At 64.0% G+C, this 25,935-nt stretch carries 23 protein-coding genes; 1 reads left to right on the forward strand and 22 read right to left on the reverse strand.

The features are described from left to right. Positions 1-31: 31 nt before the first annotated feature. The 22 genes from AC0L2F_RS10375 to AC0L2F_RS10480 form a co-directional block, all read right to left on the reverse strand. The gene (locus tag AC0L2F_RS10375) at positions 32-916 is read right to left on the reverse strand and encodes an amidohydrolase family protein (protein WP_473248304.1); all 885 of its coding nucleotides are present in this window, start codon (positions 914-916) and stop codon (positions 32-34) included. After that, positions 913-2,034, reverse strand: a complete 1,122-nt coding sequence (locus AC0L2F_RS10380; RefSeq protein ID WP_473248305.1) for a vWA domain-containing protein — start codon at positions 2,032-2,034, stop codon at positions 913-915. The genes AC0L2F_RS10375 and AC0L2F_RS10380 overlap by 4 nt, the downstream gene beginning before the upstream one ends. After that, positions 2,031-2,912 carry an AAA family ATPase gene (locus tag AC0L2F_RS10385; protein ID WP_473248306.1) on the reverse strand — a complete coding sequence of 294 codons (882 nt, stop codon included), beginning with the start codon at positions 2,910-2,912 and terminating at the stop codon, positions 2,031-2,033. Before AC0L2F_RS10385 ends, AC0L2F_RS10380 begins: the two co-directional genes overlap by 4 nt. A gap of 7 nt (positions 2,913-2,919) precedes the next feature. Beyond that, positions 2,920-3,942 carry a xanthine dehydrogenase family protein molybdopterin-binding subunit gene (locus AC0L2F_RS10390; protein WP_063992928.1) on the reverse strand — a complete coding sequence of 341 codons (1,023 nt, stop codon included), beginning with the start codon at positions 3,940-3,942 and terminating at the stop codon, positions 2,920-2,922. 1 nt (position 3,943) lies between these two features. Continuing rightward, positions 3,944-5,539 (reverse strand): xanthine dehydrogenase family protein molybdopterin-binding subunit, encoded by a 1,596-nt coding sequence (locus AC0L2F_RS10395; RefSeq protein WP_473248307.1) that lies wholly within the window; start codon positions 5,537-5,539, stop codon positions 3,944-3,946. A gap of 11 nt (positions 5,540-5,550) precedes the next feature. After that, positions 5,551-6,027 (reverse strand): (2Fe-2S)-binding protein, encoded by a 477-nt coding sequence (locus AC0L2F_RS10400; protein WP_473248308.1) that lies wholly within the window; start codon positions 6,025-6,027, stop codon positions 5,551-5,553. A 5-nt stretch (positions 6,028-6,032) separates the two neighbouring features. Further along, on the reverse strand, positions 6,033-6,851 hold the full coding sequence (locus tag AC0L2F_RS10405; RefSeq protein WP_473248309.1) for an FAD binding domain-containing protein: 819 nt from the start codon (positions 6,849-6,851) through the stop codon (positions 6,033-6,035). Continuing rightward, positions 6,848-7,297, reverse strand: coding sequence for an SRPBCC family protein (locus AC0L2F_RS10410; RefSeq protein ID WP_473248310.1), 450 nt, complete (start codon positions 7,295-7,297; stop codon positions 6,848-6,850). Before AC0L2F_RS10410 ends, AC0L2F_RS10405 begins: the two co-directional genes overlap by 4 nt. Positions 7,298-7,302: 5 nt before the next feature. Beyond that, entirely contained in the window at positions 7,303-7,740 is a 438-nt protein-coding gene (locus AC0L2F_RS10415) for an SRPBCC family protein (RefSeq protein ID WP_007608666.1), read from the reverse strand. A 9-nt stretch (positions 7,741-7,749) separates the two neighbouring features. Next, entirely contained in the window at positions 7,750-10,653 is a 2,904-nt protein-coding gene (locus AC0L2F_RS10420) for a flotillin family protein (RefSeq protein WP_007608669.1), read from the reverse strand. A gap of 25 nt (positions 10,654-10,678) precedes the next feature. Further along, positions 10,679-11,512, reverse strand: a complete 834-nt coding sequence (locus AC0L2F_RS10425; RefSeq protein WP_473248311.1) for a phosphoenolpyruvate hydrolase family protein — start codon at positions 11,510-11,512, stop codon at positions 10,679-10,681. Positions 11,513-11,515: 3 nt separating this feature from the next. Beyond that, the gene (locus AC0L2F_RS10430) at positions 11,516-13,729 is read right to left on the reverse strand and encodes a Tm-1-like ATP-binding domain-containing protein (RefSeq protein ID WP_473248312.1); all 2,214 of its coding nucleotides are present in this window, start codon (positions 13,727-13,729) and stop codon (positions 11,516-11,518) included. After that, positions 13,722-14,504, reverse strand: a complete 783-nt coding sequence (locus tag AC0L2F_RS10435; RefSeq protein ID WP_473248519.1) for an ABC transporter ATP-binding protein — start codon at positions 14,502-14,504, stop codon at positions 13,722-13,724. Before AC0L2F_RS10435 ends, AC0L2F_RS10430 begins: the two co-directional genes overlap by 8 nt. After that, the gene (locus AC0L2F_RS10440; protein ID WP_473248313.1) at positions 14,497-15,606 is read right to left on the reverse strand and encodes a branched-chain amino acid ABC transporter permease; all 1,110 of its coding nucleotides are present in this window, start codon (positions 15,604-15,606) and stop codon (positions 14,497-14,499) included. The genes AC0L2F_RS10435 and AC0L2F_RS10440 overlap by 8 nt, the downstream gene beginning before the upstream one ends. A 1-nt stretch (position 15,607) precedes the next feature. Then, the gene (locus AC0L2F_RS10445) at positions 15,608-16,618 is read right to left on the reverse strand and encodes a branched-chain amino acid ABC transporter permease (RefSeq protein ID WP_063992920.1); all 1,011 of its coding nucleotides are present in this window, start codon (positions 16,616-16,618) and stop codon (positions 15,608-15,610) included. A gap of 200 nt (positions 16,619-16,818) precedes the next feature. Next, on the reverse strand, positions 16,819-17,646 hold the full coding sequence (locus tag AC0L2F_RS10450) for an AraC family transcriptional regulator (protein WP_007608678.1): 828 nt from the start codon (positions 17,644-17,646) through the stop codon (positions 16,819-16,821). A 131-nt stretch (positions 17,647-17,777) separates the two neighbouring features. Further along, positions 17,778-19,028, reverse strand: coding sequence for an ABC transporter substrate-binding protein (locus AC0L2F_RS10455; RefSeq protein ID WP_063992919.1), 1,251 nt, complete (start codon positions 19,026-19,028; stop codon positions 17,778-17,780). 345 nt (positions 19,029-19,373) lie between these two features. Next, positions 19,374-20,339 (reverse strand): ABC transporter ATP-binding protein, encoded by a 966-nt coding sequence (locus AC0L2F_RS10460; RefSeq protein ID WP_473248314.1) that lies wholly within the window; start codon positions 20,337-20,339, stop codon positions 19,374-19,376. Continuing rightward, the gene (locus AC0L2F_RS10465) at positions 20,336-21,310 is read right to left on the reverse strand and encodes an ABC transporter ATP-binding protein (protein ID WP_473248315.1); all 975 of its coding nucleotides are present in this window, start codon (positions 21,308-21,310) and stop codon (positions 20,336-20,338) included. The genes AC0L2F_RS10460 and AC0L2F_RS10465 overlap by 4 nt, the downstream gene beginning before the upstream one ends. A 3-nt stretch (positions 21,311-21,313) precedes the next feature. Then, positions 21,314-22,174 carry an ABC transporter permease gene (locus AC0L2F_RS10470; RefSeq protein WP_473248316.1) on the reverse strand — a complete coding sequence of 287 codons (861 nt, stop codon included), beginning with the start codon at positions 22,172-22,174 and terminating at the stop codon, positions 21,314-21,316. Next, entirely contained in the window at positions 22,171-23,115 is a 945-nt protein-coding gene (locus AC0L2F_RS10475; RefSeq protein WP_473248317.1) for an ABC transporter permease, read from the reverse strand. The genes AC0L2F_RS10470 and AC0L2F_RS10475 overlap by 4 nt, the downstream gene beginning before the upstream one ends. A gap of 79 nt (positions 23,116-23,194) precedes the next feature. Then, a complete protein-coding gene (locus AC0L2F_RS10480) occupies positions 23,195-24,736 on the reverse strand; it encodes an ABC transporter substrate-binding protein (protein WP_473248318.1) in 1,542 nt (513 codons plus the stop codon). A 240-nt stretch (positions 24,737-24,976) separates the two neighbouring features. On the opposite strand from AC0L2F_RS10480, the gene AC0L2F_RS10485 reads away from it, so the two are divergent. Beyond that, positions 24,977-25,933, forward strand: coding sequence for a MurR/RpiR family transcriptional regulator (locus AC0L2F_RS10485; RefSeq protein ID WP_063992913.1), 957 nt, complete (start codon positions 24,977-24,979; stop codon positions 25,931-25,933). Positions 25,934-25,935: the final 2 nt, after the last annotated feature.

Genomic DNA, 25,935 nt, shown 5'->3' on the forward strand with positions numbered 1-25,935 from the left:
CCTGTGTCCGTTCTCGTTGTTTCCTCGGCGCTCAGAGCCGATAGACGCGCATGGCAGTGGTCCTGAAAACGGCTTCGCGCTGATCGTCGCGTAGCGGCGCCGCGGCGGCACGGAATGCATCGGTCAACTCGCGGTAGCTGGTCCATAACTTCTCGATCGGAAAATTCGAGCCGAACAGGCAGCGTTCGGCACCGAAGATCGCAATCGTATCGGTCAGGACGGACGCGATATGCGCTGGGTCGTTGCGGTGGATGAAGGTTCCGAGCCCTGACAGTTTCGACACGACGTTCGGGCATGCGGCGAGGCGGGCCATCCCGGCGCGCCAGCCAGCGCGACCTGCAGGTGAAAGATCCTCCAGCATGCCGGCGTGCTGGAGGATGAAGGTCACCTGGGAACAGGATTCCACAAGGCGTGCGGCGTCCGACATCTGCGGCGTGAACACCTGAAGGTCAAAGCTCCAGCCATACTCTGCAAGGCGGGCGATATTGCGCTGGATCACGGGATCGGTGCAGAGATCCGGCCGCGCGGCAAAGCGATAAAGAGGGTTCTCGTGCCAATGCAGTTGCATGCGAACGCCGCGTACGAGGGCATAGCGCTTCAGGCGGTCGAGCTGTGGACGCACGTCATCCACTGAAAAGTCGGCGTAAGCTACGATGGCATGCGGCCAGCCGTGCTCCTCGGCGGTCTGCTGCACCCAGGCGGCCTCGTCCTCGAAGCGGTCATTGGCCCAGTTGGTCTGGACATAGACCGACCGGGTAACGCCGCTGCTTTCGAGGTCGCGGAGATATTCCTCTATAGGGTAATCGCGCCGGATCGGCTCGTACGGACCGAAGATGCGCGGTTGCATCGGACCGACCAGCCAGGGCAGGTCGGCCTGGCGCCAGATATGATGGTGCCCATCGACGATGTCCGTCACGCAACTCTCCTTTGTCCCAGCGCCAGCACATGCGCGACGATCGACGCGCTCGATCCACCATCGACGAGGTCATCGACGAAGCGTTCGATCGCGACCAGCGCTTCGGTCTGCGGGCGAAAGCCGGGACCAGCCGCGAGCGGCGTGAGCCAGCTCACGCGCCACGCACGACGCGATAGTTTCGCGACCGCATCGCGCAACGCATCGGGTTCGCCCCGCTCCAGGCCGTCGGAAACGATGATCACGGCCGCCCCCCGCGCGTATCCGCCGAAGCGGGGCACGGCGAGAAAGGCCTGAAGCGCGTCTCCGATTCGGGTGCCGCCGTCCCAGTCGCTGACCGCATGGGCCGCGGCCCTGAGCGCCTGCTCTCGACTCTTGAGACGCAACGGACGGGTGATGCGGGTCAGCCGCGTGCCGAAGGTGAAGACCTCGACGTTGGGCGCCGCCTGCACCAGCGTGTGCGCGAACTTCATATTCTCTTCGGTGCGGGTCTTCATCGAGCCGGAGACGTCAATCAGAAGCAACAGCTTGCGTGGGCGTTGTCGCCGCTTCAAACGTCCCAGCCGGAGGATTTCGCCGTCGCTGCGAACGGACTCGCGCAGGGTCCGGCGCAAATCCGCGTAGGGCCCGCTGCGAGCCCGCATGCGGCGATGGCCGCGCCGCTTCGGCAGGCGCCTGGGCGCCTCGCGGGACAGCCGGCGCAGCGCATCGGTCGTCGAGAGCTGCGCAAAGCGGCGCTCGACCAGGGCTTCGGCGCGCGCAGCTGCGAGACCGGATTCATTGGCTTCGTCCGACAACAGCGGCTCATCGTTTCCGCGGGCCTGCTCTTGCAGCCGAACAGTCTCGTCGTCCTCACCGTCATCGACGCGCTCGATGGCCTCGTTTCCGCGAAAGTGCAGATCGAACAGCCGGTCGAACGTTGCGCGGCGCTCCGGTGGAGGGGCCAATGTTGCGAGGGCTGCCTGCCGAATGTCTTCCAAGCTGCGGGGACCGAGCAACTGGATCGCGGCCAGGAACGAGGTCGTCTGTTCCGGTGCGACGGCAAACCCGTTCGTTCGCAGCAGCCCCACGAACGAGATGAAAACACGCGCAGCGCGCGGCAGTTCGGGTTCGGCGCTCATGCAGAGGCCTCCGCCAGCAGGGCGTCCAGCCGCGGCGAAATGAAGTGCAGATCCTCCTCTTCTTTCAGGGCAACGCCGATCGAGCGCCTGAAGGCATCGGGCCACCGCGCGCCGCCCTTGTGCAGCAGCGTGGCGGCTTCAGCCCAGTCGACCGCCTCGGCAATCCCGGGCGCCTTGCTGAGCGGCTCGCGCCGCAGCTTCTCGACGGCCGCGACGACGGCCCGCGCGGTCCCCTCGGCGACGCTGGAGGCCCGCATCATCACGATGCGCGCTTCGCGCTCGGCGGAAGGATAACCGATCCAGTGATAGACGCACCGCCTCCGCAACGCTTCATGAAGATCCCGCGTGCGGTTTGAGGTCAGGACGACGACCGGGCGCTCGGAGGCGCGCACCGTGCCGCGCTCCGGGATCGAGATCTGGAAGTCGGATAGAAACTCGAGCAGGAAGGCTTCGAATTCCTGGTCGGCGCGATCGATTTCGTCGATCAACAGCACAGTCGAGTCAGGCGCGCGCAACGTCGCCAGCATGGGTCGCTCGATCAGAAACGTTTCGCCATAGATGTCGATGCTCTCATCGCCAGCCTGACGGATGGCGAGCATCTGGCGCGGATAGTTCCATTCATAGAGTGCGGCGGACGCATCGATGCCTTCGTAGCATTGCAGGCGGATCAGGCGGCGGCCGAGGACGGCGGCAATAGCTTTGGCGGCCTCGGTTTTGCCGACGCCCGGCGCCCCCTCGAGCAGCAATGGCTTGCCGAGTGCCAGCCCGAGATAGGCTGCGGTCGCCAGTCCCTCGTCGGCGAGGTAATAGGCCGCCCGTAATGCCTTCTCCAGTGCCTCGGGGCTGTCGATGCCGACGATGTTGCTGCGGACGGCCATCGAGACCTCAGCGCCGCGCCTGAGGGCGCGCGCCGCCCTCGGCCTTGATCGCGCGCAGCACCTTCTCCGGCGTAATCGGGAGATCGTCGATGCGGACGCCGACGGCGTTGAAAATGGCATTCGCAACCGCCGGCAATACGGGATTCGCGCACATTTCGCCGGGACCCTTGGCGCCGAAGGGGCCATCGGGAGCGGGACGTTCCAACACGGCGATGTCGTGCGGGCAGATGTCGCCAGGACCGGGCATGACATATTCGACGAAGTCGCGAGGGCCGTGGATAGGGTCGGGATAATAGGGTTCAGGCGTCTCGTAGAGCGCGTGACTGACACCCATCCACGCGCCGCCGACGAGCTGTTGCTCGACCAGCCGCGGGTTGAGCGCGCGGCCGAGCTCATAGGCGGAGTCCATGCGGATCATCGTGACCTCGCCGGTCTCGTCGTCGACCTCGACCTCGGCGACGAGACAGGCGTGGGCGTAGCAGGTCGCCGGCGACATCTCGCCGGTTTCCGGATCGACATTGGATAGGGGAACCAGGAAGATGCCACGACCCGCGATGGTCTTGCCCTGCTTGAACTGCGCCGCGATGGCGACGTCCTTGGTGGAGATCGAGCGGTGCGGCGCGCCCTTGACGTGGATGTTGCCACGTCCGTCGGTTTCGAGATCGGCGGCGTTGACCTCGAGTTCCTCTGCGGCGGCCTCCATCATCACGCCGCGCGCCTCGCGCGCCGCCGCCATCACGGCATTGCCGACGCGATGGGTGCCGCGCGAGGCGAACGAGCCCATGCAATGCGGGCCGGTGTCGGAATCGGCGGTGTCGACATAGACGTCCTCGACGGGTACGCCGAGCGTCTCTGCGCAAATCTGTCGCGTTACCGACTTCATGCCCTGACCGAGGTCGATCGAGGATAGCGCCACGGTGAACTTGCCGCTTGGATTGGAATGAACCAGGGCTTGGCTGGGATCGCCGCCGAGGTTCATGCCGATGGGATAATTGACCGACGCGATGCCGCGTCCGCGATGTCGGGTCATCTCAACGCCTCCTGGTGCCGAACACGGATGAGAATCGGCCCGCCCCATGCGAGGGCGATGTTGGTCGTGGTGGCTGCGGCGGGGCCGGCGCTGGTGGTGAGGGCTCGCGCGGTGGTTCGTGCAACGCGGCCGTCGGCAGGCGATCATAGCTCGTGCGCTGCTGCGCCGGCGCGGTTGTCCGTGCGTGGGTGTCGGCAGGCGTCCGTGGGATGGCGGCGCGGCTGCCGCCTCCGTCCTTGCGGGAAGAGGCGCGCTTGAACTCGTCGCGGATCGGCCATTTGGCTTTCTCGGCAGCGACCTGGACGCACTCGATCAGTGCCGTGTTCTTGGCCTCGCGCCGATGCGCCTTCATGTCGCCGTCGCGATAGGCATTGAGGATACGGAACTCCATCGGATCCATGCCGACGAGGTTCGCGAGCTTGTCCATCTGGCACTCGATCGCAAAATCCATTGCCGTGACGCCGAAGCCGCGCATCGCGGTTGCCGGCGTACGGTTGGTGAAGACGCAGTAGACATCGCCGTAGACGTTCGGAATGGTGTAGGGCCCTGGCAGGTGGGCTGCGCATTTGACCGCTGCATAGCTCGAGAGCCGCGTATATGCGCCGCTGTCGAAATATGCGCGGATCTTTCGCGCGACGACACGGCCGTCGCGCATCACGCCGTCCTTGATGTAGATGCGCTCGGCGCCGCGCGGCGGGCCGTATTGCATCTCTTCTTCGCGTCCGAACACGTAGCGCACGGGACGTCCCGTCAGCATCGCACCCAGGATGCATAAAGGTTCGGTCAGCGTGTCCACCTTGCCGCCAAAGCCGCCGCCGACGGTGCCGCCAATGAAATGGAAGGTGTTCGAGGGGACATCGAGAATCTTGGCGCAGGTGTCGACTGAGAAGAACAGTGCCTGCGTCGAAGTATAGACGACATAGCGCCCGTTGGTGTCTGGCGCCGCGATCGAGCCGTTGGTTTCGGTCGGCGCGTGCTCGATAGGCGACATCTGGTAGCGCTGCTCGAGCACGTGATCGGCGGTCGCGAGCGCGGCATCGGCATCGCCGAAGCGGAGTTTTTGGTGGTCATATACGTTGTGATAAATGAAGGCATTCTTCGGATAAGTATCGTTGACGACCGGTGCGCCGGCCTTCAACGCATCTTCCACGTCGAACACGGCAGGCAACGGCTCATAGTCGATCCGCACCTTTGCAATCGCCTCAAACGCCTCGCGCTCGCTGTCGGCGACGACAGCCAGGATCGGCTCGCCCTTGTAGCGGACCTTGTCGACGGCCAGCGACGGTTCGTCGTCCTTGCCGAAATTGATCAGGCTCAAGAGCGTGTTGAGGTTACGGGGCACGTCGGAGCCGCGGACGATCCGGCGCACGCCGGCTGAGCGCTCGGCGTCTGCGGTGTCGATCCGTCGGATCCTTGCATGCGAATGGGTCGAGCGGACGACTTTCAGGTGCAGCATGCCCTGGAGCTTGTGGTCGTTGAAATAGCTCGATGTGCCCGTGACGTGGCCGAGCATGTCCTGGCGCTGTGTGCCCTTGCCGATCTCGTTGAGATTATCGTCGCGCTCGTCGGCGAAAATGTCTTTGCGCAGTTCCAGCATGGTCTGGTCCTTCAGGCGCTCACCCGGCCGCCGGAGGCGGCGAGGATGGCGTTGATGATCGGCTCGTAGCCGGTGCAGCGGCAGATGTTGCCGGAGATCGCCTCGACGATCTCGGCGCGGCTCGGGGAGGGATTGCGGTCGAGCAGCGCCTTGGCCGCCATCAGCATGCCCGGCGTGCAATAGCCGCACTGCGCAGCGAAATTCTCGGCGAAAGCGCGCTGCAGCGGATGCAGGTTTGGTCCCTGCTTCAGGCTATCCAGCGTCTCGACGGAGCGGCCGGCGACGGACTCGGCCAGCGTCAGACAGGAGAGATGAAGCTCGCCGTCGATCAGGACGCTGCACGTGCCGCAGCCCCCCTGGCCGCAACCGAATTTCGGAGTCATGTCGCCGATCAATTCGCGAAGCGCGACGAGCAGGTTGGTGCCGCCATCAACGAAAATGGCGACATCGCTGCCGTTGTGACGAAATTGCAGGGCAGTCTTGGCCATACGATCTATTCCTGACCCAAAAGAAGACGACGCAGATGGACGCCGACGATCTCGCGGCGGTACCAGGCGCTGCCGAGCGCGTTGTCGGACGGCGATGTTCCTTCCACGGCTGCAGAGGCTGCGGCCGCAACGGTTGCTGCATCGAGCGCGCGGCCTTCCAGAGCGCGTTCGGCCGCCCGCGCGCGTATTTGCGTCGGCGCCATCGATCCCAATGCAATTCGTGCCGCAGCGATCCGTCCGCCACTGATTGGCAGATGTGCGGCGAGCGTGATGACCGAGCCGCCCTTGGGCTTGATCCGTGCGATCTTGCGGTAGCGAAAAGCCTCCGCGCTGGTGGGTCGCGTGCACGACACCGACAGCACGAGCGTGCCCGCCTGCCTTTCGCGCGACTGCAAGAACTCCTCAATTGGAATGTCGCGCGATCCAAAGCCGCCTTGCAGCGCCACCGTGGCATCGAGCGCAAGCAGGGCGACGGTGAAATCGCCATAGGGATTTGGCGCGAACAGATTGCCGCCCACCGTACCCATGTTGCGCACCGCCGGGCCGCCGATCGAGCGGGCCGGGGCGTGCAGGAAAGCGAGGTCGCGCTCGGCCAGAATCCGGGCGAAAGTGACGCCAGCACCCAGGGTGATCCGCGGACCGGCCGGGTCGATCCGCGTCAAGGCTTGGTCATTGGCGCGCACGACGGTCGTGAGCGAGATGTCGCCTTCGTTCAGCGCGCGCATCACCAGCGTGCCGCCGCCGAGATAGCGCGCGTTGCGATCGGACGACAGCGCCGCGGCGGCCTCGCTCGAGCTCGTGAAGGTCTTCACCGTCACAGTCATGTTGACACAGCCTCCTTGAGGTGCCGGCGGATCGCGTCGAACCCTGCTTGGTAGATATCTTCTGCGACCATGTGGGTGATCCGGTCCTTGTCCTCCGGCCGCGTCGAGAAGCGGGATTCCCAGTGCCAGAAGGTGCGGTCGCCGTCCGTCACGGGCAGCAGGCGGACGTGGGCCACGTAGTTGAACATCGGGACCGGCGTATCGAGCAGGCAATAGCTGAAGGTCTGCTCCAGATCCGACAGCGTCAGCAATTGCTCGCGCAGCTCGGAGCCGTCCTGGAGCTTGAACCGCCTGACACAGCCGATCTTGTCTGAGGCCTGCGCACGCTCGATCGTGGAGGTCGCGACCGCCGGATGCCAACGATCGTGCCCGTTGAAGTCGCGCAGCACCGCCCACACGGAGCCGGTCGGCGCATCCAGGATCGTGCTCTTGACGATATGCGGCACGGCGCTCAGCCTCCGAACTGGCGCTTGAGGGCGTCGAAGCCGCCCTGGAACACGCCGCCGCCGATACTCGCGACGAGCTCCGGCTCCCGCTCGGGTGCGCAGTCGAACTCGGCGGTCCATTCCATGAAGGTCTGGTCGCCATCCGTGACGGGCGTCAGCCGAAGCGTCGCGACGTAGTCCTCGACCCCCATCGGGGATTCGAGGATCGAATAGGTGCAAAACATGTCGTAATCGGACAGGCCGAGCAGCTTCTCCCGGATGCGATCTCCGTTGCGCAGGCGAAAGTCCCTGACGCAGCCGATCTTGTCAGAGGGCTCGCCGCCCTCGATACGGCTTTCCGCGATCGCCGGATGCCAGTTCGGCAGACCGTTGAAGTCGCGTACCCGCGCCCAGACGCGATCGTTGCGTGCGTTGACGACGGTTGAGACGTAGACGCGGGCCATGGTGCGACCTCAGCTCTTCTTCCGAGGGCTGCGCTCGGCGGGCGGCTCGCCGTCGGCCGACGGCGAGGGTGCAGCGGCTGGCTTCTCGCCGCCGCCGCCGCCCTTGCGTGCGGAGTCCTTGATGCCCTGCATGTCGCGAGCCTCCCGGATCAAGCCTGGCATCTTGGCGAGGCTGCCGCCTTCGACGCCGATGTCCGCCAGAAGCGAGTCGATCAGCGGCGCCTGGACGCGGTAGCGCAGCGCCGAGTCGATCACCTCGTCGGTCGCGCTACGGCCGCCATTGCCGCCATGGCCGTTGCCGTTGAGGCCATCGACCTGGAGGATGCGGATGCCCTCGATCTTCTCCATCGGCTTGACGCTCTCGCGGACGATGCCTTCGATGCGGTCGAGCAGCTTTCTACGGAAAAGCGAGTACCGCGCCTGGTCGGTCAGCACGTTCTCGGCCTCGTTGAGCATACGCTGGGCCTCGGCCTCGACTGCAGCGCGGATCCGTTCGGCTTCCGCGGCAATTCGCGTCTCCTCGGCCTGCTTCTCGGCGATCAGGATCTCCACGGTCTTCCGGCGCTTCGCGATCTCGCTCTCGCGCGCGGTGATGACGCGCTCGGTGGCTTCGGTGGCATGCACCCGCGCTTCCTCGGCCGAGGTCTTGGCCGCAGATTCCTCAAGCGACTTCAGGTGGATGGCAATCGCCTTCTCCATCAGAACGGTCTCGACCTCCTTCTCCCGATTGATTTCAAGCTTGCGCAGCTCGCGCTCGCGGCCTATGCGGGCCTCGTCGAGGCCGCGATCGGAGGCAATGCGGGAGCGCTCGACCTCTTCCCGCGCGGCAATCTCGGCTTCCTGGAGCGACTGGACGCGAGCGACTTCGAGCTGTTCGATCGAACGGCGACGTTCGATCCGCGCCGCCTCCAGCGCATGCTCGCGCGAGACGTCGGTGGTCTCGACCTCCTTGCGCGCGACAATCTCGGCCTGCCTGACCTGGCGGTCGGCGTCGATGCGCTCGGACTTCTTGGTCGAGAGCGCAATGACGCGGTCCTCATCCGCAATCTCGATCGCCTTCTTGTGCTCAATGTTGAGGACTTCGCGCTTCTTGGAGGACGTGATCCGCTCGGCTTCGAGCGCGAGATCGACGCCGATGCGCTGGCGCTCAATGGCGTCGCGCCGCTTCAACTCGGCCGCCTCGAGTACGGCTGTGCGTTCGATCTCGAGCGCGCGTGTGTCACGCTCGGCCTGGATACGCTCGGCTGCAACGGACTTCTCCTGGGCGATCCGGGCGGCCTCGATGGCTTCGCGTGAGGCAATGTCGGCTTCCTCGACGGCGCGGTTGCGGGCGATTTCCAGGGACCGCACGCGTTCCTGCTGGGTGATGCGGGCAGCTTCCGTGGCTTCGCGCGCCGTGACCTCTGCGACTTCCAGCGTCTGGTTGCGTTCGATCTCCAGCTGCCGGGTATTCTGCTCGACTGCGATGCGCTCGACGGCGAGCCTGTGCTCCCGGTCGATGCGCGCAGCCTCGACTGCGCGCTGCGCCTCAATCTCGGCTTCCTGGATGTTACGCACCTGCTGGATCTCCAGCGCGCGGGTGCGCTCATCGGACGCGATGCGCTCGACATTGACGATCATGGTCTGGGCGATGCGGGCCTTTTCTGTCGTCTCGCGGGCAGCGATCTCGGCTTCGTCCACAGCGCGGGTCCGATCAATCTCGCGGCGCCGGGTCTCCTCTTCGTTGGCGATGCGGGCGTCGGTCACGACGCGGTCTTGCTGGATACGCGCTTTCTCGATCGCCTCGCGGGCTGCGATTTCGGCTTCCTCGATGGTCTGCATCCGCTCGATTTCGCGCTGGCGCACCTCCCGCTCGGAGGCGATGCGGTTGGTATCAATCGAGCGCTGGTTGGCGATCCGGGTCTTCTCGATCTCCTCTCGTGCGAGCAGCTCCTTCTCCTCGATAGTGCGGGTGCGCTCGATCTCCCGTTGACGGGTCTCACGCTCCGAGGCGATGCGAGCTTCGGCGATCGCTTGGTCGTTGGCGATTCGCGCCTTCTCGATGGTTTCACGGGCGGAAATCTGCGCCTGCTCGGCTTCGGTCTCGCGCAGGGCCCGCTCGCGTGCGACCTCGGTGCGTTGCAGGGCCCGGCGCATCTCGATGTCACGCTCCTGTTCGAGGCGCGCCGTCTCGCTTTCGCGTTCGATCTCGAGAGCCTGCCGCTCGGCTTCCAGGTTGCGAGAGCGGATCTTGATCATCGAATCCTGCTCGATGTCGTTGCGCAGTTTGCGCTTGGCCTCGATGTCCTCCATCAGGCGGGTCAGACCTTCGGCGTCGAAGCGGTTCGAGGGGTTGAAGAATTCGAGATCGGTCTGGTCGAGATCGGTGATCGCCACTGACTCCAGCTCGAGTCCGTTCTGGGCGAGGGCCTCTGCCGCGTTCGCCTTGAGGCGGGCGACGTACTCACCGCGCTGCTCGTGCATCTGCTCGAGGGTCATCTCCGAGGCAACGGAACGAATGGCGGAGATGAATTTTCCGGCGAGGAGGGCGTGGAGCTGTTCGGGCTCCATGGTACGGCGGCCGAGCGTGGCGGCCGCGATAGACACGGCTTCGCGGGTCGCCTGCACCCTGACATAGAAATCGGCCTCGATGTCGACGCGCATGCGGTCACGGGTGATCACGGCGTCCTGCCGGGAACGCACGATGCCCATCGGCTGCACGTTCATGTTGACTGGCGTGTAGTCGTGGATGAACGGCAGCACGAAGGCGCCGCCATTGATCACAACGCGCTCGCCGAGCAGGCCGGTCCGAACGAATGAGGTCTCTTTGGACGAGCGGTGATAGAGCCAGTTCACGATGTAGACGCCGACCACGATCACCACGACGGCGACGATCAGCCAGAGGATCAATTCACCGACCAGAGTCCCTGACATGTTTCTCTCCCTCGACCTTTCGGCGTTATCGCGCGCCGATCGCCTTGAATTTGCGAACCTGATCCGTCATCGCCCGCTCGACCGGCAGCCGTTCCATCGAGGAGGCGCCGTAGAAGCCGTGGCAATTGCGTGTGTTCCTCATGATGAAATCGGCATCGTCCGGATCGGAGATCGGTCCGCCGTGCGCGAGCACCAGAATGTCCGGATTGACGCCGAGCGCAGCGGAGGCCCAGGTGTCGATGTGCGCTGGGCAATCCGCCAGCTTGAGTGCCGTCTGCGCGCCGATGCTGCCCCCGGTCGTCAGGCCCAGATGACACACGATGATATCCGCGCCCGCGATCGCCATCGCGGCAGCTTCCTTCTCGCTAAAGACGTAGGGCGTCGTCAGCAGGTCCTTCTCGCGCGCCTTTGCGATCATGTCGATCTCTAGCGCGTAGGACATGCCGGTCTCTTCGAGATTGGCGCGGAACACGCCGTCGATAAGGCCGACGGTCGGAAAATTCTGTACGCCGGCGAAGCCGAGCGCTTTCAACTGGTCCAGGAAAAGATCCATGTCGCGGAACGGATCCGTGCCGTTGACGCCTGCGAGCACTGGCGTCCTGGTCACGACGGGCAGCACTTCGCCGGCCATCTCCAGCACGATGGCGTTGGCGTCGCCGTAAGCCATCAATCCCGCGAGCGAACCCCGGCCGGCCATGCGGTAGCGGCCGGAATTGTAGATGACGATGAGGTCGACACCGCCGGCCTCCTCGCATTTTGCCGAAAGGCCGGTGCCGGCGCCGCCGCCGACGATGGGCTCGCCGCGCCTTGCCATGTCGCGGAAGCGCTTCAACAGTGCAGCGCGTTCAAACCGGGCCATCGGTCACCTCGCTAATCTCCGGCGCGCCCCGGTGCGGCCGAACAATGTTCGGAACGCGCTGACAAGGGTGGAGGCGAACTCGGGGTCATTGATGTTCTTGGGAACGCGAATGAGCTGACGGTTGGCGGTCTGCCGCACGTTACGCTCCAGCGTGCGGAACAGCGCCGCATCGGCCTCTGGATCCCAGAACGGCTGTCCGCGCGCGTCGAGCGCGGAGACGCCGCCCTCGGGCAGGAAGAAGCGCACCGGACCGTCCATCCGATTAAGCCGATCGGCGATCCAGTGCCCCATGCGCTCGTTCTCCTCCGCGGTGGTGCGCATCAGTGTGACCTGCGGGTTGTGGACGTGGAATTTCCTGCCGCGGTAGCGCTCCGGGATCGTCTCAGGAGCGCCGAAATTCACCATGTCGAGCGCGCCCGCCGAGCCGACATAAGGCACCCGGCTGCGGACGATGGCGCCAAAGCGGTCGTCGGTGGCAGGGAACACGCCGCCCATCAGAAGATCGCCGACCTCCGTGGTCGTGAGGTCGATGACGCCTGCGAGCTGCCCGGAATCGACGAGCTTCTCCATTGAGCGTCCGCCGACGCCGGTGGCGTGGAAAATGAGACACTCGAAATCCTCGCGCAAGTCGGCCGCGATCTTCTGCACCGCCGGCGTGGTGACACCGAACATGGTGATGCCGACCGACGGCAATCCGCTGTCGTCGCGATCCTTCCGTGCATGCTGATCAAGGCGCGCCTTGACCATGCCGGCCAGTGCGTTGGCACCGTTGGCCAGCACGGCGCGCGAGATCGAATTGAGGCCCTGTACGTCGGCGACGGAATGCATCATGGTGATGTCCGCGGGGCCGACATAGGGCCCGACGTCGCCGGAGGCGACGGACGAGACGATGAGCTTCGGCACCCCGACAGGAAGCATCCGCATACCGGGCGCGACCAGCGACGCTGCGCCCGAGCCGCCCGCCGAAATCACGCCGGCAACATTGTTCTGGCGCCGCAACCAGCTGGCGAAGGCCTCGGCCATCGCGGTGACGGCGGCGCCGCGGTCCGGTCCGAACACCGCCGATCCGCCGCGACCATGGTTCAAGGCGATCTCCTGGGCGGAGACGTCGCTGGCCGCGTGCCTGCCGCTGGTGGAGACATCGACCAATCGGGTTCGCAGGCCGGTCCCGGCGATGATGTCGCGGATGAAGCGGAGCTCCGTGCCCTTGGTGTCGAGCGTACCGACGACGAGCACGACCGGGGGGCCCTGCGTTTGCGTGGCAACGGGTTCGTGCCGTCGCCGTGTCGTCTCGTCGAGACGCATCACTTGTGTCGAGAACGTGCGGGCCGCAGCCTCGATGCGGGCGATCGGCACAGGTTGCGACCACCGTGTCGGCGGCGTCGGGTTTGACATGTAGATGCGGATCGCGCCGCCTGGACGCGTCTGCTGCGGAGGAGGCTTCGCTTCCGTATCCGCCGGTGGCACGTCGAGGTCGAGCTCGAGTCCGGCGTGCATTCCGACACCGAGCAGGCGCTGCTGCAGTTCGCGATCGGCGGCAAGCCGCACCGAATCGATGATGCGGTTGACGCGACCGTTGACCATGATCGCGACGTTGCGCGACACGGCGGTCGCCACGCCGATATTCTGCTCGATCACGAGCACGGACATGTCGCCGTCCTCGCCAAGCCGTAGCAGCATCTCCTCGACCTGGGCCACGATGACGGGCGCGAGCCCCTCGGTGGGCTCGTCCATGATCAGGAGCCGCGGGTTGGTGAGCAACGCGCGGGAGATCGCAAGCATCTGTTGCTCGCCGCCGGAGAGCTGGCCGCCGCCGTGATCCTTGCGTTCGGCCAGCCGCGGAAACGTCTTGTAGATGCGCTCCACCGTCCAAGGGCCGCGGCGCAAGCCGGCTGCAAGCTGCAGATGCTCGTCGACGCTGAGCGAACGCCACAGCCGGCGTCCCTGCGGAACATAGCCGACGCCAAGTCGCGCTATGTGGGCAGGCGGCTGTCGGGTGATCTCATCCCCGCGGATGCGGATCGAGCCGCCGCTGACCGGCACCAGCCCCATGATGGCCTTGCATAGCGTGGTCTTGCCCATGCCGTTGCGGCCGACGACCGAGAACACGCCGGCTTCGAGCGTCAGATCCACGCCCTGCAGCGCATGCGAATGGCCATAATAGACGTCCAGGCCGCGCACTTCGAGGGCGGCGGCGGTACGGCGGACCTCATTCATGGCCGCCTCCGAGGTAAAGCTGCTGCACTTCGGGATCGGACTCGATCTCCTGCGGACGACCTTCCTTGAAGATCCGCCCGTTGTGCATCATCGTGACGCTCTCGACGACGCGCAGGGCGACGTCCATGTCGTGCTCGATGATGATGTAGCCGATATGCGCGGGCAGGGAGGTCAATATTTCGATCAGCTCGGCACGCTCGGTCGGCGACAGTCCCGCGGCCGGTTCATCGAACAGGACGAATCGCGGCGCGCCGGCAAGCGCAAGTGCGATTTCGAGCTGGCGCTGCTGGCCATGAGCGAGCTCGGCAACGCGCTGATCCTTCACGCCCGAGAGATGGACGGCCTGCACGAGATTTTCAGCAGCGTGCATCAACGCATCGTTCTGACCGGGGCGGAGAAACGAGAAGCGCCCACGTGAGACGCCACGGCAGGCGAGGTAGACGTTGTCCTGGACGGTAAGGCCGGGAAACAGCGCGGAGATCTGGTAAGTCCGGCGCAGGCCACGGCGGATGCGCTCATAGGGCGGGAAGTGCGTGACGTCCTCGCCGAAGAAGCGGATGGTGCCGGAAGAAAGTGGGAAGTCGCCCGTGATGCAGTTGAACAGCGTGGTCTTGCCGGCGCCATTGGAGCCAAGCACGGCGCGCCGTTCGCCGGGGCGGACGGTAATGGTGATGTCGGTGAGTGCCGCGAGCGCGCCGAACAGACGTGTCACGCCGCGCAGCTCCAGCGCCGCGCCGGCGCCCACGACAGAGAGGCGTTGCGCGACGCTATCCATGGCGGGATCCTCGGCCAGATTCTTGGCCATGTCGTCCGCTTGAACTTGCCGCGCCGGAGCGTTGGCGGCGCCGCCAGCTCTGCCAGAGCCCGATGACGCCGTCCGAGGACCAGAATACGATGGCGAGGAAGCCGAGGCCGATCAGGAGCCGAAAGCGGTTGCCGTCAAGCCCCAGCTTGACCAGGAAGTCGAGTGCGAAGGTGCGCAGCAGTACGAAGATCAGCGCGCCGATAAAGGGTCCTATGGGGCGCGTGATGCCGCCGACGACTGCGATGATGAGGATATCGATGCAGGCCCCAACGCTCACGGATCCCGGCGAAATCTGCCGGTAATTCCAGACCTGGAGTACCCCTGCCAGCGCCGCGACAAAGGACGCGAAGACGTAGGCCGCGACGCGATGCGCATTGACGTTAAAGCCGAGTGCCGCCATGCGGCGGGGATTGTCGCGGACACCTTGCAACGCGAGGCCGAACGGCGCGCGGGAGATGTAGTCGACGGCGAAGTAGCACAGCGCGGCTACCGCGAGGACGATATAATAGAAGGGAATGTCGGCGCGCCAGTTGACGCCCCAGAAGTGCGGCGTGGCAACGGTATTGATGCCGGTATGGCCGTTGAAAATCGCCCAGTTCTGGTTGGTGAAATAATAGAACGCCGCGCCGATCGCGAGCGTGATCATGATGGTGTAGATGCCCTCGGTGCGCACCGCCAGCGCGCCGCCGAGGGTGCCGAAGATGGTCGCGAGCGCAAGCGCCATCGGGACCGCAAGCCACCACGGCCAGCTCAGGCTGATATTGGCGTTGCCGCTGACGCCAAACACCGCGACCATGTAGGCGGAGAAACCCGCGATGGTGAGCTGCATCAGGCTGACCATGCCGCCATAGCCGGCAAGAAACATCAGACTCAGCGCCATGAGTCCGAGAATCAGCGTGGTCGCAAAGATTTCGATCAGGAAGAAGCCGTTGGCGATCAGCGGCATGATCAGAAGAATGGCCGCGACGGCCCAGGCCGCCGGATTGTCGATCTCCGGCCATCCGCGCAATTTCGAGCGCTGCACCGCAGCGGTGGGACGAACCGGGACGCGGGCGTCGTGAGCGAGGGACATGTCAGCGCCTCGCCAACAGGCCCTGCGGCCGAATTGCCAGCACCAGCACCATGATCAGGAAGGTCACGACGATGGCGTAGGTCGGGATGTAGACCGAGCCGAGCTGCTCGGCGAGGCCGATGATGAGCGCGCCCAGCGCAGCTCCCGGGATCGAGCCCATGCCACCGACGATCACCACGACGAGGGAAGCGAGCAGGAAGCGGATATCCTCGCCGGGCGAGAGCGACTGGAACGTTCCGCCAACGACGCCGGCGATTCCGGCGAGGCCGGCGCCGAGCGCAAACACCACCACGAAAACGAGTTGGATCCGTACCCCGGTCGCAGCCAGGATGTCGCGATCGTCGACGCCGGCGCGGATGATCATGCCGATCCGCGTGCGGTTGAGCGCCAGCCACATCGCCACGCCGATCACGACGGAGGCGGCGAAGATCACGAGCCGGACCATGGGATAGCGGAGATAGACCGGCTCGCCTGAGGATTTGACCGCCGTGACCAGCGGCAGCTCTACAGGTCCGATCAGCCAGCTCGGAGTCTGGATCTGATAGAAATCGCCGCCGCAGGCCCAGAGCATCAAATCGGCGAACACGATCGAGAGACCGATCGTCACCATGGTCTGGCGCAGGTCCTGGCCCTCCATGCGGCGGAAGACGAGGACCTGGAGCAGGACGCCGACCAGTGCCGTCAGGATGAAAGCGACGATGAAGCTGAGGACCCATGAGCCGGTCGCGGCGCTGATGGCGTAGCCGACATAGCCGCCGAACAAATAGAGCGAGCCGTGCGCGAGGTTGACGTTACGCATCAGGCCGAAGATCAGCGTAAAACCGCTGGCGACGAGGAAATAGAGACCGCCGAGCGTGATGCCGTTGAAGAGCGCGTTGAGGAAGACCCGCTTGCGGCCGAACGCATCTTCGACGCTCTGCGGCCAGACTGCGAAAATCAGCCAAAGCGCCACCGCAATCACGATGATGACGATCAGTGCCCAGGCGGGATGGCGTTCGACAAAGCGGGTCATGATCGCCGCTCCGTCTTCACGTCACCCCATCTCTCACCCAGCAAGCGGGGCGGAGGGGCACGCAGACCGTTGCCGGCCGCAAGCCCTGCCATGAACGTGCGCTCCCTATCGCGCGCGATCCTCGTTTCGGGACCGCGTTTGTCGCATCCTAATGCGGCTGTAAGGGAGGCGCTTGATCGTGAGTATCTTTTCGCGTGGCCTCAGGCGCGCAAAACCTTGGCCGCGCGGCGATAATCGGTCGGCGCCATGCCGACATTGGCGGCGAAGAAGCGGGTGAATCCGCTCTGCGACGAGAAGCCGAGATCGAAGCCGATATCGGCGATCGGCGCTTCGCTCGCCACCAGCGCCTCCAGCGCTTGCTCCATCATCAGCGTGTTGAGATAGAGATGTGGCGTAACGCCGGTCTGGGTGCGGAACAGCCGGTAGAAATGCGGCCGCGACAGGCCGGATTCGCGCGCAATGGTATCGAGCTCGATCTCGGCGCCGGGACTCTCCGACATCATCTTGATGCACTTGCGCACGCGAAAATCCGTGACGGAACCGTTTGCACGCGGATCGCGCGCGGTCGCGGCCTGTTGCCAGCTTTCGTCATAACAGATGTCGATCAGGCTTCTCAGCTCGCCATCGAGGCTGTTGAGCGAGGGAGCGCCGCACACGAGGGCGGCTGCGTGCCTGATGTGCTTGTCCAGCGCAACCGACCGCGTGAACTGGGTACGGCCGAAGCGCAGGCGATCGGCGCCGGGCGCATCGGGCGCGAACCACTCCGCATTGACGTAGAGCACGAAGAAAACGGCTCCGCCGTCGAGATCGGACGGCAGGAAATTATGCGGCTCCCACGGATTGACCGCGACGACGGAACCTTCGGTGAGCTCGTAACGTCCGTCGCTGACATCGATGCATGCGGAACGCCCGCCGACATGGAAGATCAAATGACCTTCGCGATGTGCGTGGATGTTGAAAGGGCGGTTCAACTGATAGACCGTCGCCCGACCAAAGCGGCCGTGGAAGACGGCGAGCGCCCGGCTCATGCCTCTCCTCCCAAAAGCTCTTGGTATTTTTTTGGTAGCGTTCAACAACCGGGGAGAGAATGCAAGGGCGCACGTGTCGCGCTTCTGGCAAATCTCTCCCCGGCCAGTCATCGTTCGCGAATGAGACTAGGTCAGTACTTCTTACATTCAGGTACTGTGCGGCTCGGCAAACCGATTTTGGCGAACACCGCGGGATCGTAACCCAGCGTTTGGTTGACATTCGGGATCACGTTCACGACCTTTGAGAACAGCGCGCCCTTGCCGTCGTCGACAACCTCGGTGACGAAGTTGGTGCCGATCGCCTGGCGGTTGGAGTCCAGCTTGATCTTGCCGTTGGGTGCGTCGATCTCGATCTTGGCGAGGGCCTCCTTGTACTTGGCCTGATTGTTGGAGAGATCTCCGTTGACCTGACGTAGCGCCAGGATCAGCGCCATGGTCGAGCCGTAATAGTTGGTGGCGAGCAGCGATGGGCTCGGGAAGCGCTTGTTGGGCGGGAAGGCGTCCTGATAGTCCTTTACGAACTTCTGCCAGCTCGGGTTCTCCCAGGTGTCGGCCTGGCCGCTCGCGGCCAGCGTGCCGATCAGGGCATTCTTGGCGTTTCCTTTGGACGACAGGATGGTCTGGTCGATCATGATCGAGCCGCCCATGAGATGCGCCTTGCCGCCGGCCTGCTGATATTGGTTCAGGAAGTTGACGGCGTCGGCGCCGCCGAGGCCGAGATAGATTGCGTCGACGTCGTCGGGCAGTGCGGCGATAACCGAGGCAAAGTCCTTGGTGCCGAGCGGCACCCATTGCCGGTTGGTGACCTGTCCGCCAGCACCGCAGAACTCGAGCACGAGGCCGAACACCTGCGTATAGATGAATGAGTAGTCTTCGCCGACGGTCGCGATCTTGCGATACTTCTTTTGGTCAAAAGCGTACTTGCCGAGGCCCACCTGCCACTGCGCGCCATCCATATTGTAGCGGAAAAAGTTCGGAGCGGGATCGACATAGGTCGTTTCCTGGGCACCGGAGGCGGCATTGATGAACGTCAGTTCGGGATGGGTCTTTGCAAAATTTTTGACCGCGATGCCTTCGTCACCAGAGAGCGGCGACAGCAGGATCTGTACCTTGTCCTGCTCGATCAGCTTGCGCACGGCCCGCACGGCGGAGTCCGGCGTCGCATCGGTCGAGGCGATGACAAATTCAAGTTCCTTGTCGCCGACCTTCTTGCCGAGGACGTTGAGGGCCGTCTGGAATCCGCGGATGCCGTCCTCGCCGAGTACGGTGTAGGTGCCTTCGAGCGTCGCGGTGACGCCGACCTTGATCTTCTCCTGTGCGAAGGCGGTGCCCGAAAGTAACAGGCTGCCCAACGCGATCAGTCCTAGACTGCCTTTCAACATTGCTCTCCTCCCTGGACGATCTTGTCGCTGTTTTTCACCGCGCCCCGACGCGTCCGCCGCGCGGTGCGGCGTTCGAGCAAGACCAACGGTTCTTGAAATGAAGGCTAACCGAACTCCGATGCAGCGCACGTGCCGGAGCCGTGTGCGGCTTAACGGGCAGTCTCATTTTGAATGTTGCGTCGCGATTAACATCGCAGTGCAACAGGCGTCAGGCTTGCCGGTTTTTCACCTGCCTGACGCATGGCGGTCGCGGAGTGCCGCCGGTGAATGGGATCGCTCGAATAGAGGAGAAATCAATCGTAGGCGTTGGCGTTGCGTGATTTTGCCGCGCGCGGCACTCGCTGGTTATACGTTGTGGCAGGCGATCGTCCGACCGTCCGCGCCTGCAGATAGAAGTTGTGGCACATCGACGAGACAGCGATCGCTGGCCATTGGACAGCGGGGCGCATATGCACAGCCGCGCGTTGGCGTGAAGAGACTTGGCGGTTCACCCATTTCGATCGCGCCCAGGATCCGCTTCGATGGATCCGGCTTCGGAATTGCCGCCACCAATGCGCGCGTATAGGGATGGAGCGGATGATCCAGGACCGTCCGCGTCCCGGCCTGCTCCACGATCCGGCCCATATACATGACAGCAACGCGGCTGCTGATCTGCCCGATCACGCCAAGGTCGTGCGAGATGAAGAGCATCGACAGTCTCAATTGGTCACGCAGATCCATCATCAGATTGAGCACCTGCGCCTGCACGGAAACGTCGAGGGCCGAGACCGGCTCGTCGGCGACGATGATGGACGGGGTGGGAAGAATGGCGCGTGCGATTCCGACCCGCTGCCGCTGCCCGCCACTCAGCTCGTAGGGATAGCGAGCGGCGAAAGACGGGTTCAATCCGACGGCCGTCAAGGTGGCAGCTATGGCCGCGCTGCGCTCGGCGCGGCTCTTGAAGAAGCCACTGATGTCGGCCGCCTCCGCGACCGAATCTCCAATTGTGCGCCGCGGGTTGAGCGATGCATTGGGATCCTGGAAAACCATTCGGACGCTCAGACGCATCTCGCGGAGGCCGGAGCCGCCGGCTCCGATCAATTCGGTTCCCTTCAAATTGATGTTGCCGCTGTCGGGCCGGACCAGCCCGACGAGGGTTCGGCCCAGCGTGGTCTTGCCGCAGCCGGACTCGCCCACGATCCCGAGGACCTCGCCTTCCGCCAGCGACAGCGATACACCATCGACTGCCTGCACCCGGTATTTCCGACCGGCTCGCCAGGCACTGAACGAGACCATCATGTCCCGGACGTCGAGGATGGCATTGCCGCTCATGGCAGCTCCCCGCCGGCCAGTGGAAATGCGCAGAGCACCTCGTGCCCTTGGGAGGCTTCCAGGCGGGGCGGGGTCGCCACGCGGCACTGATCGCGCACCGCTGCGCAACGTAAGGCAAACACGCAGCCAGCAGCGACCGTACCTGGCAGCGGTGGCTGACCAGAAATGGTCGGCAGCCGGCGCGCGCCGGAATTTCGCGACGGCATGCAATCCATCAGTCCGCGGGTGTAATGATGACGGGGTGCGCCGAACAGCGCATCGACTGCCGCGGTTTCCACGATCCGGCCGGCGTACATGACAGCGACACGATCGGCGAGCTGCGCAATGACTCCCATGTCGTGGGTGATGAACAATATCGCCATATCGAGCCGATTGCAGAGCTCGCGCAAGAGCCCGAGAATCTGAACCTGTATGGTGACATCCAGAGCGGTGGTCGGCTCATCGGCGACCAGCACCTGTGGCCTGCAGGCCAGCGCAATCGCGATCATGACCCGCTGGCGTTGGCCTCCGGACAACTGATGCGGATACGCGGACAGCTGCATTTTGGGGTCGGGCATACGGACCAGTTCGAGCAGTTCGCGCGCACGGACCAGCGCAGCTGCACCCGAAATCCCCTCATGCACGCGTACGGCTTCGGCGATCTGATCGCCAATCCGACGAACCGGGTTGAGTGAGGTCATCGGCTCCTGAAAGATCATTGCCATGCGGCCGTGGTCCGCTTCGACACGTTGCCAGGGCTGCAACCGCGTTACGTCGCAGCCCTCCAACAGGACCCGCCCGGCCCGGACCCGGGGACCCGGCTGCGGCAGCAATCCCATGACCGCAAGCGAGGTCATGCTCTTTCCGCAACCGGACTCGCCGACGAGACCGAGAATCTCACCCTTGGCCAAGCCGAAGGACACGCCGGCGACGATGTCGACCGGCGCGGATTCCGGCCCCACTGACACCGTAAGGTCGCAAACTGTCAGCACAGCCTAACCCTTCTCACCGAAGACTTGACGGAACCTCGGATCGAGTCGATCGCGCAATGCATCGCCAACCAGGTTCAGAGAAAAGGCCGTCACCACGATCATCATGCCTGGGAAGAAGAGCAGCCACGGGGCGCGGGTGATGAAGGTCCGTGATTCCGCCAGCATGTTGCCCCAGCTCGGAATGTCCGGCGGGGCGCCAAGGCCCAGGAAATCGAGTGAAGCCGCGCCGAGCTGCGCGAACGCGAAGACGAAGCTGGCCTGCACGAGAAGTGGTGAGACCAGGTTCGGCAAGATGTGCCGACTGATGAGCCATGCCGCTCCGGCGCCCATGCTGCGGGACGCCTCGACATAGGTTTCCGCGCGCAAGCGCAGTGTCAGTCCGTAGACAATGCGGGTCGTCGTCGTCATGTAGCCGATCCCGATGGCCAGAATGACGGTGGCCACACTCGGGCTCAAGATGACAATCAGGCCAAGTGCGAGAAGCAGGGTCGGGAAGGCCATCAGCACGTCGACCATGCGCATCAGCAGGTGACCCAGCCGCGGGAACAGAGCGGAAAGTACGCCGGCCGGAACGCCTGTCGCGAGAGCGAAGACGACCACGCCCGAGCCGATCAGAAGTGCCATGCGTGCTGAATGAATGGTGCGCGAGAGGGTGTCCCGGCCGAATTGGTCGGTGCCGAACCAGTGCGTCACGTTCGGGGGCGTCAGGCGGATCAGCGGATCGATGGCATACGGATCGTAAGGCGACAGCCACGGTGCGAAGACCGCGGCGAGTACAGTCGCCAGAAGAACCCCGAGCCCGGCCAGCGCGATCGGGCGGGCGACAAACGGCTTGAGCCACAAGGTCACGCTGTTGCTGCTCATTGGAGTTCAACCCGCGGATCGAGCAGACGATAGCTCAGATCGACGATCAGATTGATCAGGAGATAAACCACCACGATGACCAGGATAACGCCCTGGATCACAGGGTAGTCTCGACGAAGGATCGACTGAACGACGAGGCGGCCGATGCCGGGCAGGGCAAACACGGTTTCGGTCACCACCGCTTCGGACAACAGTGCGGCGAAGGTGAAGCCGAAGGCCGAGACGACCGCCAGGAGTGCATTACGCCAGATGTGGCGACGCACGACCTGCCACGGCCTAATTCCCTTTGCACGCGCCGTGCGCACGTAGTCCTCCCGGGAGACGTCGAGCATGCTGGCGCGCGTCAGCCGCAGGATCAAAGCGGCATTCGGAGCCGCAAGCGCCAGGCTGGGGAGGACGAGATATCGGAGATTGACGACACCACCTTCGAAGATCGACGGATAACCGGAGCTCGGAAACCAACCGAGCCAGGCGGCAAAGATCAGGATCAGATAGAGCCCGACCCAGAACGTGGGTATCGAGGCCATCAGCATCGCCCCACCGGACAATCCCTGATCGAGCCACGTGCCGTGCCGGACCGCCGCAATCATGCCGATCGGCACCCCGATGACCGCAACCCAGATCATCGTCATGGTGGCGAGCAAGGTGCTGGTCTCGGCGCCATCGGCAATCACCGACAGCACGGGCGCCTGGAAGAAGATCGACCGCCCGAGGTCGCCCTCGATCACATGGCCGGCCCAAGTGAGATATTGCAGGATAATCGGTTGGTCGAGACCGAGTTGGTGTCGCAAGGCGTCGATCTGGTCGGGAGTCGCGGTGTCACCGAGCAGAACATAGATCGGGTCACCCGGCACGATATGGATGAACGCGAAGATGATGATGGACGCTGCCAGCAGCGTCACCGCCGTCGTTCCTGCGCGCTTGAATGCGTAAGACCACATGTGCTTGTGCGCCTGGTCAGCGGCAACGATGCGCGCCGGCGCCGGCGCTCGACAGTCCTCGCGGCCTCATTGCCCGTCCTTATTTCGTGGACACATTCCAGAACACGGGACCGTTTGGGTTGAGCCCTTTGAGCTTGGGAGAAGCAATGTCATAGGTGTAGGCATCACCTACTTTCATCACCGGGACCTGCTCATAGATCAGCGACTGGATCTTGTCCCATGTCGACTTGCGCGCGGCTGGATCGGTGGTGTTGATCAACTCAGCCCGAAGCGAGCCGATCTCGGGGCTGTCCCACCAGCCGGGATAGCTCGCATTCAGGAACGTCAGCAGCAGCGGGTCGGGCGCGAAGGAATGGTGGGTGACGAAGATGTCCCACTGTTCCGGCTGGCCGCGCATCTTCAGAAGGGTCGCCCAATCGACGACCATCATCTGAACATTGATCCCGGCGTCGGCCAGCTGGCGGGTGAAGACGGAAGCTTCGTCATAGTGTGCCTGATAGTTCGTCGAGACCAGCAGGCGGATCGGCGTCCCCGTGTAGTCCGCCTCCTTTGCGAGCTCCTTGGCCTTCTTCGGATCGTGCGCACTGTAATTGGAGGCGCCTTCGGTCGAGTACCAGGGTGTGCCGTTGGGAAAGATCGATCCTTCGGCATTCCACAGGTCCTTGGGACCGAAGGCGACGCGCAGCGCCTGCGACTTGTCCAGCGCGGTCTGGATGGCGCGGCGGAGCTTGTAATTATCCTTCAGGATTCCCTGCTTCGTGTTCATGAAGAAAAGGCCGAAGATCGGCGCGTTGGTACGCTGCACCTGAACCGATGGATCTTTGCTCAGGGAGTCGTACAGATCGCCGGAGATCATTTCCGCATAGTCGTAGTCGCCCGCCTGCACGCCGCTCACGCGCGTGCCGACGTCCGGCACCGGAATGAAACGGATCTTGTCGAAGCTCGCAACTCGGGCGCCGGCGAAGCCATCGCCCTTTTCCTTCACCGGCTTGTAGCCCTCGAACCTCTCCACCTCGACATAGCGGTTCGGCCGCCACTCCACGAACTTGTAAGGTCCGGTGCCGATATAGTCCTTTTGCTCGATCGGCCGGTTTCCCGCTTTGGCGGCAATGTCTTCCGGATAGATCGCAAGACCGCCATTGACGTCCGCAATGAGAGCCTTCCAGGCGCCGTTCGGCGCGGACAATTTCAGCGTGACTTCATACTTTCCGGTCGCCTCGACCGACGTAGCCGCCGCCATCAGGAGCTTGCCGCGCGCACCGAAACTGCCCCATCGCGTCATCGAGGCGACCACGTCCTTGGCGGTCATCTCCTTGCCGTTGTGGAAGAGGACACCTTCGCGGAGCTTGATGACGATGGTCCGACCGCCGTCTTCCGCGCGATCGCTCTCGGCCAGCATCGGACGCGGCGTATAGGTCGAGTCCAGCGCATATAGGGTCTCGAAGATATGGCGGCCGATGACCGATGCGACGTCGGCTGTCGTCAGCATGACATCGAGCGGCGGCGGTTCTCCGATGGTGGCTTCGCGCAGCAGGGTGGCGGCATTCGCTTGCGCAATCAAGAACGATGCGGTGGCCAGCCCCACGACGCCACGCATCAAGACACTTGGACCGTATCTCATGATCGCCCTCCCGCCTTGTTGAACCGCCTGCTTCCAGGTGCAGGGGATGTGCCTTTCAGCTGTTTGGCTGATGGCACGCTATTGCTTGTTTGAAAGTTACATACACAATTTGGCAATTATCAAGTGGAAAATGCTGTTCTTGATGAGGCATGCCGATATACGTTTGGTCGATGCTGAAGGTTTCTTACGGCAGCTTCTTGCCAAGGGCGCAGGTTGATCTGACCTGGGGAAGGGCGGGCAATGGCGCGTGCAAAGCGAAATCACCCGGCGAGAGCCGTTCGTGCAGGAATCTCGAAGCCGCCGGACGACGACAATGTCGTGGCCGGCGACATCATCTCCCTCATCAGGCAGAGCGCTCCAAGCCTCAGCCCGTCCGAGCAACGCGTTGCCACCGTGCTGCTGGCCGATATGGAGTATGCCGTTCACGCCAGCAATTCCGAGTTGGCCCGTCGGGCGCGCGTCAGCGAGCCGACAGTAACCCGGTTCAGCCGCTCCGTCGGTTGCCGGGGCGTCCGCGACCTCAAGGTGAGGCTGGCTCAAGCAATGGCGGTCGGGCGGATTTACGTTGAGCTTCCCCCGCATGTCGGGACCGATCTGGCGCGCCCCGCGCTCTGGCGGTCGGTGTTTCAGGAAATTCGTCGTGCAATCGCCGCTGCCGAGGAGGGACTTCGCAAGGAAGACATCGAGAGGGCTGCCGAAGCGATCTCCCGCTGTTCGAAGCTTGCAGCGTTCGGGGTGGGGGGCGGTTCCACTCTTGCGGCGGCGGAAGTTCAGAACCGGTTCTTTCGTCTTGGGATTGCCGTCTCGCATGCCTCCGATCCGAGCTTGATGCGCATGGTCGCCGCGACCTTCGGGCGGGATGACGTCGTCGTTGCCATCTCGACCACCGGTGCAGCGAACGAGGTCATCGAGGCAGCCAGTATCGCCAAGCAATACGGCGCCTTGGTCGTCGCAATTACCAGGCCGCAAAGCAGGCTGGCTTCAATTGCCGATATTGCGCTTGGCGTGCACGTGCCGGAAGCGCCCGACGCGCTCAAGCCGACGGCGTCGCGTTATGCAATTCTCGCCACCATCGACCTGCTCGCGGCGTCGACTGCCTATTGCAAACCGCTCGAAGCCCAGGCACGCATGCGGCGGATCAAATACGAGTTGCTGAAGGGGAGCGACGGGGACGCCAAAGGGCCGCTGGGAGACTGAGC

Source organism: Bradyrhizobium sp. Ken64, from assembly GCF_055807555.1.

Coding starts and splice junctions, on each gene's coding strand:
- AC0L2F_RS10380 (WP_473248305.1), bottom strand. CDS start 2,034: ATGAGCGCCGAACCCGAACTGCCGCGCGCTGCGCGTGTTTTCATCTCG.
- AC0L2F_RS10385 (WP_473248306.1), bottom strand. CDS start 2,912: ATGGCCGTCCGCAGCAACATCGTCGGCATCGACAGCCCCGAGGCACTG.
- AC0L2F_RS10390 (WP_063992928.1), bottom strand. CDS start 3,942: ATGACCCGACATCGCGGACGCGGCATCGCGTCGGTCAATTATCCCATC.
- AC0L2F_RS10395 (WP_473248307.1), bottom strand. CDS start 5,539: ATGCTGGAACTGCGCAAAGACATTTTCGCCGACGAGCGCGACGATAAT.
- AC0L2F_RS10400 (WP_473248308.1), bottom strand. CDS start 6,027: ATGGCCAAGACTGCCCTGCAATTTCGTCACAACGGCAGCGATGTCGCC.
- AC0L2F_RS10405 (WP_473248309.1), bottom strand. CDS start 6,851: ATGACTGTGACGGTGAAGACCTTCACGAGCTCGAGCGAGGCCGCCGCG.
- AC0L2F_RS10415 (WP_007608666.1), bottom strand. CDS start 7,740: ATGGCCCGCGTCTACGTCTCAACCGTCGTCAACGCACGCAACGATCGC.
- AC0L2F_RS10420 (WP_007608669.1), bottom strand. CDS start 10,653: ATGTCAGGGACTCTGGTCGGTGAATTGATCCTCTGGCTGATCGTCGCC.
- AC0L2F_RS10425 (WP_473248311.1), bottom strand. CDS start 11,512: ATGGCCCGGTTTGAACGCGCTGCACTGTTGAAGCGCTTCCGCGACATG.
- AC0L2F_RS10430 (WP_473248312.1), bottom strand. CDS start 13,729: ATGAATGAGGTCCGCCGTACCGCCGCCGCCCTCGAAGTGCGCGGCCTG.
- AC0L2F_RS10435 (WP_473248519.1), bottom strand. CDS start 14,504: ATGGATAGCGTCGCGCAACGCCTCTCTGTCGTGGGCGCCGGCGCGGCG.
- AC0L2F_RS10440 (WP_473248313.1), bottom strand. CDS start 15,606: ATGTCCCTCGCTCACGACGCCCGCGTCCCGGTTCGTCCCACCGCTGCG.
- AC0L2F_RS10445 (WP_063992920.1), bottom strand. CDS start 16,618: ATGACCCGCTTTGTCGAACGCCATCCCGCCTGGGCACTGATCGTCATC.
- AC0L2F_RS10450 (WP_007608678.1), bottom strand. CDS start 17,646: ATGAGCCGGGCGCTCGCCGTCTTCCACGGCCGCTTTGGTCGGGCGACG.
- AC0L2F_RS10455 (WP_063992919.1), bottom strand. CDS start 19,028: ATGTTGAAAGGCAGTCTAGGACTGATCGCGTTGGGCAGCCTGTTACTT.
- AC0L2F_RS10460 (WP_473248314.1), bottom strand. CDS start 20,339: ATGAGCGGCAATGCCATCCTCGACGTCCGGGACATGATGGTCTCGTTC.
- AC0L2F_RS10470 (WP_473248316.1), bottom strand. CDS start 22,174: ATGAGCAGCAACAGCGTGACCTTGTGGCTCAAGCCGTTTGTCGCCCGC.
- AC0L2F_RS10475 (WP_473248317.1), bottom strand. CDS start 23,115: ATGTGGTCTTACGCATTCAAGCGCGCAGGAACGACGGCGGTGACGCTG.
- AC0L2F_RS10480 (WP_473248318.1), bottom strand. CDS start 24,736: ATGAGATACGGTCCAAGTGTCTTGATGCGTGGCGTCGTGGGGCTGGCC.
- AC0L2F_RS10485 (WP_063992913.1), top strand. CDS start 24,977: ATGGCGCGTGCAAAGCGAAATCACCCGGCGAGAGCCGTTCGTGCAGGA.